The sequence below is a fragment of the Actinomadura sp. KC06 genome (assembly GCF_004348735.1).
In the GTDB taxonomy this organism is placed as follows: domain Bacteria; phylum Actinomycetota; class Actinomycetes; order Streptosporangiales; family Streptosporangiaceae; genus Spirillospora.
Map to the genome: position 1 here is coordinate 1 of NZ_SMKT01000201.1, position 13,105 is coordinate 13,105.

At 69.2% G+C, this 13,105-nt stretch carries 18 protein-coding genes; all 18 read left to right on the plus strand.

What is annotated here, in order from left to right:
- Positions 1-557 (plus strand): hypothetical protein (locus E1287_RS37600; protein ID WP_207934695.1); only part of this gene is annotated, 557 nt, incomplete at its 5' end.
- A 40-nt stretch (positions 558-597) separates the two neighbouring features.
- Positions 598-1,431: a P22 coat protein - protein 5 domain protein gene (locus tag E1287_RS37605; RefSeq protein ID WP_131970057.1), complete on the plus strand. Its 834-nt coding sequence runs from the start codon at positions 598-600 to the stop codon at positions 1,429-1,431.
- Positions 1,432-1,445: 14 nt separating this feature from the next.
- Entirely contained in the window at positions 1,446-1,814 is a 369-nt protein-coding gene (locus tag E1287_RS37610; RefSeq protein ID WP_131970058.1) for a hypothetical protein, read from the plus strand.
- On the plus strand, positions 1,814-2,137 hold the full coding sequence (locus tag E1287_RS37615) for a hypothetical protein (RefSeq protein WP_131970059.1): 324 nt from the start codon (positions 1,814-1,816) through the stop codon (positions 2,135-2,137). Before E1287_RS37610 ends, E1287_RS37615 begins: the two co-directional genes overlap by 1 nt.
- 3 nt (positions 2,138-2,140) lie before the next feature.
- Positions 2,141-2,500: a hypothetical protein gene (locus E1287_RS37620; protein ID WP_131970060.1), complete on the plus strand. Its 360-nt coding sequence runs from the start codon at positions 2,141-2,143 to the stop codon at positions 2,498-2,500.
- Complete coding sequence (locus tag E1287_RS37625) at positions 2,500-2,892, plus strand: hypothetical protein (RefSeq protein WP_131970061.1); 393 nt, start codon at positions 2,500-2,502, stop codon at positions 2,890-2,892. Before E1287_RS37620 ends, E1287_RS37625 begins: the two co-directional genes overlap by 1 nt.
- Positions 2,889-3,221 carry a hypothetical protein gene (locus tag E1287_RS37630; RefSeq protein WP_207934696.1) on the plus strand — a complete coding sequence of 111 codons (333 nt, stop codon included), beginning with the start codon at positions 2,889-2,891 and terminating at the stop codon, positions 3,219-3,221. The genes E1287_RS37625 and E1287_RS37630 overlap by 4 nt, the downstream gene beginning before the upstream one ends.
- 9 nt (positions 3,222-3,230) lie before the next feature.
- Positions 3,231-3,575 (plus strand): hypothetical protein, encoded by a 345-nt coding sequence (locus tag E1287_RS37635; RefSeq protein WP_131970062.1) that lies wholly within the window; start codon positions 3,231-3,233, stop codon positions 3,573-3,575.
- Entirely contained in the window at positions 3,572-3,997 is a 426-nt protein-coding gene (locus tag E1287_RS37640; protein WP_131970063.1) for a minor capsid protein, read from the plus strand. Before E1287_RS37635 ends, E1287_RS37640 begins: the two co-directional genes overlap by 4 nt.
- A gap of 10 nt (positions 3,998-4,007) precedes the next feature.
- A complete protein-coding gene (locus tag E1287_RS37645) occupies positions 4,008-4,463 on the plus strand; it encodes a hypothetical protein (RefSeq protein ID WP_131970064.1) in 456 nt (151 codons plus the stop codon).
- Entirely contained in the window at positions 4,463-4,933 is a 471-nt protein-coding gene (locus E1287_RS37650) for a hypothetical protein (RefSeq protein WP_131970065.1), read from the plus strand. The genes E1287_RS37645 and E1287_RS37650 overlap by 1 nt, the downstream gene beginning before the upstream one ends.
- Positions 4,934-5,184: 251 nt before the next feature.
- The gene (locus tag E1287_RS37655) at positions 5,185-7,356 is read left to right on the plus strand and encodes a hypothetical protein (protein WP_131970066.1); all 2,172 of its coding nucleotides are present in this window, start codon (positions 5,185-5,187) and stop codon (positions 7,354-7,356) included.
- A 2-nt stretch (positions 7,357-7,358) separates the two neighbouring features.
- Entirely contained in the window at positions 7,359-10,817 is a 3,459-nt protein-coding gene (locus tag E1287_RS37660; protein ID WP_131970067.1) for a hypothetical protein, read from the plus strand.
- Positions 10,818-10,825: 8 nt separating this feature from the next.
- Positions 10,826-11,287 carry a hypothetical protein gene (locus E1287_RS37665; protein WP_131970068.1) on the plus strand — a complete coding sequence of 154 codons (462 nt, stop codon included), beginning with the start codon at positions 10,826-10,828 and terminating at the stop codon, positions 11,285-11,287.
- Complete coding sequence (locus E1287_RS37670) at positions 11,284-11,685, plus strand: hypothetical protein (RefSeq protein WP_131970069.1); 402 nt, start codon at positions 11,284-11,286, stop codon at positions 11,683-11,685. The genes E1287_RS37665 and E1287_RS37670 overlap by 4 nt, the downstream gene beginning before the upstream one ends.
- A 7-nt stretch (positions 11,686-11,692) precedes the next feature.
- A complete protein-coding gene (locus E1287_RS46490; protein ID WP_279508385.1) occupies positions 11,693-11,824 on the plus strand; it encodes a hypothetical protein in 132 nt (43 codons plus the stop codon).
- Positions 11,821-12,567, plus strand: a complete 747-nt coding sequence (locus E1287_RS37675; RefSeq protein WP_131970070.1) for a peptidoglycan-binding protein — start codon at positions 11,821-11,823, stop codon at positions 12,565-12,567. Before E1287_RS46490 ends, E1287_RS37675 begins: the two co-directional genes overlap by 4 nt.
- Before the next feature lie 11 nt (positions 12,568-12,578).
- Positions 12,579-12,782, plus strand: a complete 204-nt coding sequence (locus E1287_RS37680) for a hypothetical protein (RefSeq protein WP_131970071.1) — start codon at positions 12,579-12,581, stop codon at positions 12,780-12,782.
- Positions 12,783-13,105: the final 323 nt, after the last annotated feature.

Consider the following 13,105-nt stretch of genomic DNA (forward strand, 5'->3'; position numbering starts at 1 on the left):
ACCCTGCACAGGGCCAGTCCCCCGCGGACCCGCCCGCCGAGCCGGCGAAGAACGACCCGCCCGCCGACCCGCCCAAGCCCGACGGCGACACGACGGACTGGAAGGCGCAGGCGCGCAAGTGGGAACAGCGCGCCAAGGACAACGGCAAGGCCGCCGCCGAGCTGGAGAAGCTCAAGGCGTCACAGATGACGGAGCAGGAGAAGGCCGTCTCCGCCGCCGAGAAGCAGGGCCGCACGGCCGCCGCCCTCGACTACGGCAAACGCCTCGCCGCCGCCGAGCTCCGCGCCGCCGCCGCAACGAAGGGCGTCGACCTGTCCGTGATCGGCGACCTCATCGACACCTCGAAATTCGTCGACGACGCCGGCGACGTCGACACCGACGCCATCAAGAAGGCCGTCGACAAACTCGCCAAGACCAAGGGCGCCGGCCGCGGGTCTGGGGACTTCCCCGGCGGCACCGGCGCCGGACAGCCCATCACCGAAGAGCAATTCGCCCGCATGACGCCCGAGGAGATCACCGAAGCGCACGCGGCCGGAAAGCTCAACCACCTGCTGTAGACCCGCGCCGGAAACCCGGCCGGGCAGAAAGGACACCAACATGGCAATCGTCCGGTTCCGGCCGGAGTTCTGGTCCGCGCTGCTGCTCACGTCGCTAAAGAAGTCGCACGTGTACGCCGCCCTCTGCAACCGCAACTACGAGGGCGAAATCCGCGCGGCCGGCGACACGGTCCGCATCACCAGCATCTCCCGCCCCACCATCAACACCTACGCCCGCAACACCGACATCTCCTACGAGGAGCTGACGGACGCACAGCGGACCCTGGTCGTCGACCAGGAAAAGTACTGGGCGTTCACCCTCGACGACGTCGACGCCGCGCAGGCCCGCGCCGACGTCGTCCCCGAGGCCATGTCCGAATCGGCCTACGGCCTGCGGGACGTGGCCGACCAGTTCGTCGCGTCCCTGTACACGGGCGTGCAGGCGGCGAACGCGCTGGGCACCCGCATCGTGGACGCGGCCGGCGAGGCCTACGACACCCTCGTCGACCTCGGCGTCAAGCTCGACGAGGCCAACGTCCCCGCAGAAGGCCGCTGGGCGGTCATCCCGCCGTGGTTCCACGGCCTGATGCAGAAAGACGAGCGGTTCACCGACCTGTCCGCCAGCGGCGACCGGACCCTGCACAACGGCCTGATCGGCGAGGCCGCCGGGTTCAGGCTCCACAAGAGCAACAACACCCCCAACCCCACCGCCGACCACCGCGTGGTCATGGCCGGGGTCCCGCAGGCCATCACCTTCGCCGAGCAGATCCTCAAGACCGAGGCCCTGCGCTCCGAGGTCCGGTTCGCCGACCGCGTGAGGGGCCTGCACGTGTACGGCGCCAAGCTGCTGCGCCCCGACGCCCTCGCGACCGTCGTCGCCGACCCGAGCACCTGACAGGAGGCCCAAACATGGCGACCACGAACGTCCCCTACTCCAACCTCGTCCCCAACGGCAGCCTCGCCAGCCCTGCCGGGACCGCGATCACCTCCGGCGCGGGTAACGGCGGCCAGATCACCGCCGCGCGGCCGGAACTCACCGTCATCCGCCTGTCCAATGCCTCCGGCGGTGCCGGCACCGCGACCGTCAAGGCCGGGGACTACCCTCCCGCGCTCGCCGCCGGGCAGGGCGACTTCACCACGGGCAGCATCGCCAACGGCGCCACGGTCTACCTCGGCCCGTTCGAGTCCGGCCGATTCATCCAGTCCGACGGGTCGATGATCGTCGAGTCCTCCGTCGCGCTGACGATGACCGCGTTCAAGGTCCCCAGGAACACCTGATGGGCGCCGAACACGAAACGGCCTACTTCCGGGGGGAGGGCGGGTCCGTGTTCGCGATGGACCTGCCTCTCCCGGAGGTCATGGCCGAGAAGCTCGTCAAGGGGTACCTGCGCCGCGTCAACGAGGACGGAACCCCCTACGCCGAGCCGGTCGAGAACGGGGGCGAGGACGGCGAGGTGACCCGCCCCACGCAGTCCGCGCCGAAGGCCGAATGGGTCGGCTACGCAGTGCGGCACCCCGACGAGTCCCGGCGCATGAGCCCGGACGACGCCGAGGCCCTCACCAAGCAGGACCTCATCGACCTGTTCGGAAAGGACGGGTAGCGCATGGCCCGCACCGCCGTGACCGCGACCCGCCTCACCGGCGCCGGGATCGACCCCGGAGACGTCGACGTCGCCGCCCAGACCACCGACGGCAACAGCTTCGCCTGGACGGCGAACGCGCTGCTGTACGTGCTCAACGGCGACGACGCCGAACTCACCGTCACCGTCCCCACCCCGGTGACCGTCGGCCGCGGCGCCCTGGCCGTGGCGGACACGACCATCACCATCCCCGCCGGCGAGTACCGCATCGCCGGGCCGTTCGGCCCCGAGCATGTCCAGACGGATGGGACGGTGCACGTCAATTACACGGGCACCACCCCTACGGGTGTGATGGTGGCTGTGCTGGATGCGGCGAGGGCCTGATGGCGTACGCGACCGCGGACGACCTCGACGACTACGTCGACACGGTCCCCGCGAACGCGGCACGGCTCCTCACCCGCGCGTCCCGCGTTATCGACGGGGCGCTCAAATGCGCCGTGTACGACGTCGACGAGGCGGGGGACCCTACCGACGCCGACGTGATCACCGCCCTCAAGGACGCCACCTGTGAGCAGGCCGCGTACTGGATCACGCAGGGGTCGGACGAGGGCATTCCCAACGGGTACACGTCGGTGAGCATCGGGTCGGTTGCACTGGCCGGTGGGCAGACGGGGAACGGGGGCGGGCCCGGGACCGTGTCCGGGGAGCTGTGCGCGCAGGCGCGGCAGATCCTCGACACGGCCGGGCTCCTCAACTTCGCACCCTGGACCTGGTGATGGGCGCAATCCCCGCGTTCCTCCTCCGGCACAGCGTCAGCGTCGAGGCGTACGAGGGCGAGGGCCCGTTCGGCACCGTGTACGCCGCGGCGGTGGACGTCCGGTGTTTCCGGGACGACAAGCGGCGGCTCGTCCGCGGCAAGGACGGCTCCGAGGTGACCTCGGAGACGACGCTCTACATGCGGCTCGACGAGACGTGCCCGGTCGGATCCAGGGTGACCCTCGACGGCGGCACCGGTAACGAGCGTGTGAGCACGGTCATCACGGCGTCTCGGCGGGACGGCGGCGGCCTCCCCACCCCCGACCACCTCGAAGTCACCCTCACGTAAGGAGGTGCCATGCCGCAGTCCGTACGCATGACCTGGAACGGCGACCTCGCCGACGAGCGCGCCCGCGCGGGCGCCGAACGCGGCGTCGCCCTCGCCGTCGAGCACCTGCTCGGCGCGTCCCGGCAGGTGGTACCTCTCGAAGAGGCGACCCTCGAACGGTCCGGCGTGGCGACGACGGACGGGTTGGAAGGCGCCGTGTCGTTCGATACGCCGTACGCCGTCATCCAACATGAGCGCCTCGACTTCCGGCACGACGAGGGCAGGACGGCGAAGTATCTGGAGGGCCCCGCCCTCGAAGAGGCCGACGCAATGCGGGACCTGATCGCCGCGCAGGTCAGGCGGGCCCTCCGTTGACCCTCGGCGAGGAGTTCGCGCAGCTCCTCGCAACCCGCGGACTCGGCACATTCAACGCCGACGGGTCCGCAGGCGGAACCATCTTCCTCGCCGCGCTCCCCACCACGCCCGACCGGTGCAAGGCCGTCGCCCTGTACGGCGGCGTCGAGTCGTCCACGCTGCTCGACTACGACGAGCCCCGCGTCCAGATCCGTTGCCGCGCAGGCACCGACCCCCGGCAGGCCGAGACCGACGCCCAGGCCGTCTACGACACGCTCCACGGCCTCGGCCGGGTGACGCTCTCGGGCGGGACGTGGCTGCAGCTCGCCGTGGGGATCCAGGCCGGCCCGGTCTATATCGGCCGGGACGCCAACGGCCGCCACGAGTACGTCACGAATTTCCGTGCCGAGATCTCTCGGCCGTCCCCGAACCGCACCACCTAAAGGAGGGCGTATGACACTGCGGAAGATCAACGCCAGGGACATCATCATCGAGGTTGAGACCGCCGTGACGGACACGTGGGCGGGGATCCGGCCCGGCCTGACGTCCGCGACGATCAACCCGGGCGAGAACGAAGAGGTCGCCGACACCACGACCTACGGGTCCGAGGGCGAGTACGAGCAGGAGGTCATGCAGCGCGGCGCCACCATGGAGGTGGAAGCCAAGATGCTCAAGGACGACGTCACCGGCGTCTTGGACACCGGGCAGGCCCGCGTCGAAGTCCTCGCCACCAAGAAGGGCGTCGAGTCCCTCGGCCGGATCAGGTTCCGCCACCCGATGGACACTGAGTGGCGTATCTGGACGTGCACCGCCACCCTCGGCGAGCAGGGTGGCGAGACCAACGACAAGACGAGCTGGGGCGCCACGTTCACCAAGTCCGGCCCGTCGAGTACTGCGGCGGTTGTGTGATGGACACCCCCACCCCTCACACCCCTCAGCCGGACGAGCCCGACCTCGACGCCCTGGAGGCCGCTGAGGAAGCGGCCGAGGTCGAGGGTTTTGACGCCTGGCGCGCGCAGCAGCAGGCAAGGCGCGCCGGCGGACGGAGCACGACGGTGTTCGGCCGCGTCGTCACCCTGCCCTCGTCCATGCCGCTGGGTTTGTCGATCAGCATGGACAACCTCAGCGGCTCGTCCGACATCAAGGACGTCCGGAAGGTCGTCGGGGCCCTGTTCGGCAAGGGCGCCCTCGACCATTGGATCGCCAGCGGCGTCGACCTGTTCGAGTTCGAAGTGCTCATGGCTTGGGGTGTGGCCTCGGCCAACGGGCAGCACATCACCTTCGAGCGGGCCGCCGAGCTCGTCAAGGAGGCCGAGGCCAGGAAGGCGGCCCGGGGAAAAGCCCGCCAGGGCAAGAAGAAGGCTCGCCGAAAGCGGTAGCGGTCTGGCGGTGGATCGCCCGGAAATGGCCGCTGATCGTCGCGGACTTCCGCCGCGAATACGGCATCTCGGCCGATGAACTCTACGACCTGAACAGCCGTGAATTCCTCTGGCTGCTGTCGGGCCTTTCCGGCGAATCGCGCTGGGCGCAGGCCACCGCGAACGAGCCCGTTGAACTAACCGGCGAGAGCGCTCGCCACTTCCTGCGCAACCTCTAACCCGCACCACACAGCCCCAGGGGGTGATGCCCCATGGCGCTGACCATCGGCGAACTGGTCGCCTTCCTCGAAGTCGACAACCGCGGCCTACAGCGCGGACTGCGCCGTTCCGAGCAGGACATGGAGCGGTTCCAGCGGGACGCCAACGGCCGGTTGAGGGACATGCGAGGCCGGTTCGTGGCCGAGGGCGAAGCCGCCGGTAGCGGGTTCGGGTCGCGGCTCGTCCGCGCCGCGTCCAAGGCCATCAAGGCCGGGTTCGGCGCGGCCGGCGCCGTCATCGCCCCGCTCGCCGCGCTGCCCTGGACTCTCGCCACGGTCGCGACCGGGGTCGTTGCTGCGGCGCCGCTGATCGCCCAGGGCGCCGGCGCCATCGCCGACCTCGGCTCCTCCGCGCTCTCCGCCGCCCCGGCGCTGATCGCATTGAAAGCCGCGATCGAGATCGCGAAATTGTCGCTGACGGCGATTTTCGCGGAAGGCACAGCGGCTCGGAAGGCCCTCGAACCGCTCACGAAGACCTTCGAGAAGGCGACCGAAGCGGGCAGCAAGGCCGCCGCACGCGGAATCAAGCCTCTCGCCGAGCAGCTACGGAAGGTTATTCAGCCGACCGTCACGAAATACATGGTCGGCGTAGGCAACGCCGCGAACATCGTTCAGCGCCGTTTCCTCAAGTGGGCGAAGTCGGCGGAGGGTGTCCGGTCGATCCGGGGGATTCTGGAACCGATCTCGGCGGCGATGCAGCGCCTCGCCCCGCAAGTGTCCCGACTCATCATCTCGTTCACGGCGATGCTCGGCCGGATCATGGGCGTGTCCACGGCCGCCGGGACGAAGGGCGCAGCTAAGGCGCTGGATTGGCTGGCTGACCGGCTCGACCGGATCAACAAAGCCTCGGTCCAGGGCGGGATGAACGACCTTCTCAAGACGCTCCGCACCGTCAAGACCGTGGTGACGACGGTCGCCGGGTGGATTCAGACGCTCATCGACGCGTACAAGATGTACACCACGCAATTCGGGCTCCTGGCCGATGCGGTCACGGTCGCTGCGATCATCTTCGGCGGGCCCGTCGCAACGATTATCGGCGTCGCGTCCCTCATCATCCGGCATTTCGGCGAGGCGAAAGCCGCATGGCTCAAACTCAAGGCCGCTTTCGCCGGGGACGGCGCCGCGCCAATCAAGGGTGCCTTCCGTGATCTACAGGAGGCCGGAGCGACGGTCCTCCCCTCGCTCAAAAAGCTTTTCGAAGCGATTAAGGTCGAGGTGCTTCCACCGCTAAAGGAAATCGGCGGGATCATCGTCAACGAACTAGTACCGGCTATCGCTGAATTCATTAAAGCAGCCGCCCCTGTAGTGGCATGGCTGGTCGACGTTCTTACGCCGATAGTATCCGCCACTTTCGCGGGACTACTGAATATCATCAAGGGCGCCCTGAATATTATTGTCGGCATCTTCCGGATATTCACCGGGATACTCACCGGCGACTGGGGAAAAGTCTGGTCCGGAGTACAGTCGATCTGCAAGGGCGCATTGCAAATCGTTTGGGCGATCATACGTACCGCGCTAATCGCCATCGGCACACTTGCTGTCACTCTCTTCCGGTTCCTCCAGAAAATATGGAATCAGATATGGTCGACAGCCGTCAGGGCTTGGCACTACATCATGGACGGAATCACCGGCGCAGTTCGGAGCGGCGCCCGCAAAGTGAAATCCGCCGTGATCGCAGTCAAGAATGGCGTATTCGGTGTCTTCTCCGGCGCGGGCCGGTGGCTCTGGAACGCGGGCAAGGCGATCCTCGACGGCCTGATCGGCGGCATCCGGTCCGCGGTCGGGCGCGTGAAGTCAGAGCTTGGCCGCGTGACGGGCCTGATTCCGGACTGGAAGGGCCCCATGAGCGTGGACATGCGCCTCCTGGAGCCGTCCGGGCGGGCGCTCATGACGGGCCTGATGGACGGCATCACCGGCGCCCTTCCCTCCCTACACGGGCTCCTCGGGGGCGTCACCAGCGACATTGCGGGCGCGGTCGCCCCGCCGACCCTGCAGCAGGTTCCAGCGTCCACGCTCGCCGCGGCGGCGAACCGCAGCGCCCGCGAGGTCCTCGTCCGCGTCCTGGTCGACGTCGAGGGCGGCGGCGACCAGCTCAAGGACATGGTTCGCGGGTGGGTGCGGGTCGACGGCGGCGGCAACGTCCAAGCCGCGCTAGGTAGCGGGTGACAATGGCGATCGGATTCCGTGACGCAGTCACCGCGTACACCAACGGCGCCACGAGCAACGCGATCGTCTTGCCGGGCTCTCTCCAAGCCGGTGACTACGTCCTCGTCTTCGGAGCCCTGTCGAGCGTCTCGGCAGGGGACCAGGCCATCGCCTCCAGCACGGGCGGCACGTGGGCGCCCCTCGGGCCCGGGAGCGTGGACGATACGAACCTTCGCACGCGCGTGTGGGCCAAGGTCCTGGAGGCATCCGACCTCGGCGCCACCATCACCCTGTCGTGGACGTCGGCGGTCAAGCACAGCATGGGTGCCGTCGCCTACTCAGGAGTGGACGCGACGAGCCCCATCGACGGGACTCCCGCGACCGCTGTGGAGGCGGGCACCGACACCACGCACGACGCGCCTGGCGTCACCCCGTCCGGGGCGAACCGATGGGTGGTCGATCTCGTCGCGGACCGCGGCGCGGCCGACACGACGATCACGGCGCCGGACGGACGGACGGAGCGCGCCGAGCAGCTCGGCAACAGCCTCGGTACGACGTCGCTGATCATTGCGGACTCCGATGGACCCGTGACCGGCGGCGTCGCGTCGGGGCCGTCGACATACACGTTCGATCAGGCGCAGGCGAACGCGGTTGGCTGGTCGATCGCCCTCACCCCCCAACCGGAGCCGACGTTCCCGCACGCACCCCTCGACGTCCGCGCCGAGCTGCTGATCGACGGCGCGTGGGTTGAGACGATCGACAAGGCGCTCAAACGCGACCCGGTCACGATCACCCGCGGCCGGTCGAATGAGGCGTCGCGCCCCGACCCGTCCAAGGCGAAGTTGTCGCTGCGGGATCAGGAAGGCAAATGGGCCGGCCGCAACCCCCGCTCCCCGTATTTCGGGTTGCTCGGCCGCAACACCCCCTTGAGGATTCGGGTCGGGGACGCCCCGCCGTACGCCTACATGCCCGGACAGTTCGGGCACTACATTTCCACTCCCGACACGGCCGCGCTCGACATCACCGGCGACATCGACGTCCGCGCCGACGTCGCCCCCGACTCGTGGCGCCCCAGCCGCCGGATCATCCTGGTCAGCAAGTACCTCACCGGTTCCGGCATTAACGAACGGAGTTGGTTCCTGCAGATCTCCGCCGATGGCACGGCGGTCTTCGCGTGGTCCACGAATGGGACGCTCGCCGCGGTGCAGACCCGCACCAGCACCGAACCCGTCCCGTTCACCCGGCGGGAACGCGGCGCGGTCCGCGCGACCCTCGACGTCAACAACGGCGCCGGCCAGCACGTCGTCACCTTCTACACCGCCGCGACGATCGACGGGCCGTGGACGCAGCTCGGCGACCCCGTCACCACCGCCGGAACCACCTCGATCTACGCCGGCACCGCGGCGCTGGAGATCGCATCCGTGACCGGCGGGACGTTCTTCTCCGACGGAGGCCGCCAGTACCACGGCCGCGTCTACGCCGCGCAGGTCCGCAACGGCATCGACGGGACGACCGTCGGCGACCCCGGCATCGCCGGGCAGACCGAAGGCGACACCTCATGGACCGGCCCGGACGGGCTCACCTGGACGGCCCACGGCCGCGCCCGGCTGCTCCGCCCGGCACGCGGACACTTCGAGGTCGCATCGTGGCCGCCGTCCTGGCACGTCTCCGGAAATGACGTTCACGTCCAGGTGCAGGCGGCCGGGATCCGGAGGCGTCTCGGCCAGGGCGCCGCGCCCGTCCAGTCCCCGCTGCGCCGCTCCATCCCCGCAACCGCGGGCGTGGTCGCTTATTGGCCGATGGAAGACGCCGGCGGCGGCTTCGCGTCCGGGCTCGCTGGCGCGCCCGCGCTTCGCGTGACCCGCAACCCCACCGCAGTCGAATACCAGGCCGATACCGATTTCGTGGGGAGCGCGGCACTTCCACGCATGGGCACAAGCCGACTCGTCGGCACCGTGCCCGCATACACGCCTCCCAATCCTCCCGGGTCTGTCATCAACGCCCAGTCGCTGATGATGCTTTTGCACCTGCCTGACTCCGCGCTTGGTGGTACGAGACAGATCGCCAGTCTCTCCACCACGGGAACCGCCGCCCGCTGGGACATGTGGTACTCAACTTCCAGCGGGGGCACATTCGGCGTCACGATCTACGACAACACGGGCACCCAAATCGTCACCGCGACATTGGTCTTCTCCGGTTCTGTGCAAGGCCGACTGTTGCGCGTCGCCTTCAAGATCCAAGAAACCGCGACCGATATCAACGCGACCGTCGAATTCACAGAGCAAGGCCGCGGGATAGATTCCTTCGAGGGGTCGGGGCAAACGGCGTTTGGGTCCTGGACAATCGGATCGGTCCGCTCGGTAACGATCGGGGACCCGGCCGACCTCGGCGACACGAGCATCGGGCACGTCACCTTGTACAACCTGGCGGCGAGTCCTTTCGACTTGGTCGACGAATTCGAGGGTTACGCCGGGGAGGTCGCCTCTGCCCGGATGGCGCGGCTCGCCGCCGAGAACGAGATCCCTCTCGTCATTGTCGGCGAGCTCGACGACACCGTAGCCCTGGGGGCGCAGCGCACGGGCGCCCTGCTCGAACTGCTCGACCAGGCTGCGGACGCCGACGGCGGGATCCTCCACGAGTCCCGTGACGAGCTCGGCCTCGAATACCGCACCCGGGCGAGCCTCTACAACCAGGCCCGCACGGTGACCCTCGACTACACGGCGCGCGGCGAGGTCCCCCCGCCGCTGACGCCGACCGAAGACGACCAGGCGACCAGGAACGACGTCACGGCCACGCGGGATGGCGGCTCGTCAGCGCGGGTCGTGCGCGAGGACGGGCCCCTGTCGGTCCTGCCGCCGGAAGAGGGCGGCGTCGGGATCTACGACGAGGAGATCACGCTCGGCGTCTATTCGGACGAGCAGCTCCCGGGCATCGCGTCGTGGCGCGTGCATCTCGGCACCTGGGATGAGGCCCGATACCCGACGGTCGTGATGTGGCCGCACACTGCCTCCCACCTGCTCGACGACATGGCGGCCCTTGACGTTGGCGACCGGTTCTCCGTCACCAACCCGCCGCCGTGGTTGCCGCCCGAGGACATTGACCAGCTCATGCAGGGATACACGGAGGTTCTCAAACCGTGGTCGTGGGAGATCACGACCAACGCCAGCCCTGCCGGCCCGTGGACGGTCGGCGTCCGGGACAGCAGCCGCCGGGGCACCGCCGGGTCCGAGCTTGCCGCGCCCGTCGACGCGGACGACACGTCGTGGTCCGTCGCCACCACCACGGGCCCGCTGTGGACGACCGACGTCGCCGAGTTCCCCTTCGACCTGCTCGTCGGCGGGGAACGCGTCACGGTCACCGCGATCACCGGCGCCAGCTCGCCGCAAGCGTTCACCGTCGTCCGCAGCGCGAACGGAATCAGCAAATCCCACAACGCGGGCGCCCCCGTGCAGCTCGCTGCGCCCGCCATCCGAGCCCTCTAGGAGGCGTCTTGCCTGACCTGCTCGCCGGAACCACGGTGAAGGCCCTCGACACGCCCCCGGCCGTGACCGACCGCGGCGATACCAGCTACGACGCAACCAACACCGCGTACTCGACCGCCTTCGTCCTGGGGACCTATGAAGACGTCGCGGTCGCGTTCATCGCCCCGACGTCCGGCCGGGTCATGGTCTTCACCGTCGCGCGGATGGTCAACAGCGGCGCGACGGCCGGCGTGCTTGTGGCCCCGGAAACGCGGACTGGGGCCGCGATCGGATCCGGGACCCAGGTGGAGACGCCCGGGGACGGGCACGGCGTCTCCCACTACGGGAACACGTTCGCGCGGATCGGCGCCTCACACATCGTTTCCGGGCTGACGCCGGGCGCCCCGTACAACACGCGACTTCTGCACCGCGTCGTCTCCGGTACGGGCAGCTTTGCTTTGCGTGAGTTGACGGTGGTGCCGCTCCCATGACCGACGAGATGTCACAGGGCGTTGAGCTGGCCATGCTGCGCGGGGAGGTCATGACCTCCCTCGCCTCGATCCAGGGCGACATCCGGCTCGTCCTCCAGGAGCAGCAGACCGCCGCACGCCGCACCGACGACCTCCAACGCGACGTGCGCGGCCTCGACAACCGGGTCGACGACATCGACCGGACCCGCGTGACGCGCGACGAGCTCGACCAGCGGGACGCGCGGATCCGCGAGGACGGCGAGAAGCGCGACACCAGGCTCCGCGAGGAAATCGCCGAGCAGCGGGCCGCGGACCAGAAACGCGCCGACCGGAAGACCAACGTCACGGCCATCGTCGTCACGCTCGTGCTCGGCGTCATCACGATCGCGGTCGGCATCGTCGCGATCATCGCCAGATAGGAGAGCCATGGACAAGGAACCCCTGCCGCCCGTGCCGAAGGACGGCGCCGGGCCCACCGAGACCGATGAGGACGACGTCCTCCGCGGCCTGTACGGCGAGGCGGAGAACGGCATCTACCGGGGCGAGGGAGCCGAATGAGCGCTGCGGGGATGCTCGCCGAGGCCCGCAAGTCGATCGGGATGGCCGGCCGCCCCAACCGGATCACCAAGGAGTACGCGGAACGGCACGGGGACGAGTTCCTCAGAGCCGCCTGGTGCGACATGGCCATCACCTACTGGGCGCGGCACAGCGGCAACACCTCGGCCGTCCTGCCCGGCGGAGACCGGGCGTACACGGTCTGGCATGCCGACGATTTCAGGAAGGCTGGACGGTGGTTCAGCGGGACGACCGCGAACGTCGATCAGGCGCGGGCCGGCGACATCGTCTTTTTCGACTGGGGCGCCACCAACGCGATCGGCGCAATCGACCACGTCGGCATCGTCGAGAAGGTCCTCGGCGGCGGACGCCTCCAGACCATCGAGGCCAACACGGGCGATGCGGTGCGCCGGCGCATCCGCTCGTCGAGCGTGATCGCCGGGTACGGGCGCCCGGACTACGCCAGCGCCGGATCGCCGAAGCCCCCGGCTTCCAAGCCCGCCACGTCGAAGGTGCCGCGCTGGCCGGGCCGGTACCTGACGCAGCCGCCCATCATGTCCGGCGCGGACGTCCGCACGTGGCAGGCACGCATGAAGGCGCGCGGCTGGCGGATCGACGTCGACGGCGCGTACGGGCCCGGTTCCGAATCGATCTGCCGGGCCTTCCAGCGAGAGAAGGGCCTCAGCGTCGACGGAGTTGTCGGCCCGGCCACCTGGCGCGCCGCATGGACGGCGCAGATCACCTAAAGGAGAAGGTCATGCTCAAGGTCTCCGCCTACTGGAAGACCGTCATCGCCTCCCTGGCACCCGTCCTCGCGACCATCGTGGCCGCCGTCGACGACCAGGCCCTCGACACGTCCGAGCTGATCACGATCGGGGGTGCGCTGCTCGTCGCGCTCGGCGTCTGGCGCGTCCCCAACAAGGTCGAGGATCCTCCGGTCCGCGACTACCGCGGCATCTAGGCCCCTGGCGCGTTCCAAACTGGCGTCGTAGCCTGAGCCCGCGGACCCGGGGGAAACCCGTTCTCGGACGGGTCTGGGATACCGGCCGGCCCCTGCTCTCTTCGGAGGGCGGGGGCCGGTTTCGTCGTGCCTGGGGGCCGGGCCGCGACCCCGGGACGCCCCACGCGCTGAGGTGTTGTCCCGAGGCCGCGGCGTCTAGAAGGGGCGGCGCACCCAACCGGGGGTGGTGGGCACGCCGCCCCACCCGCGGCCCCGGCCGCCGCGTTCCACCGGGGGCCGCGGGGGTCTACTTCTTGTCCTTGGGCTTCGGCGGAGGGTCGGGC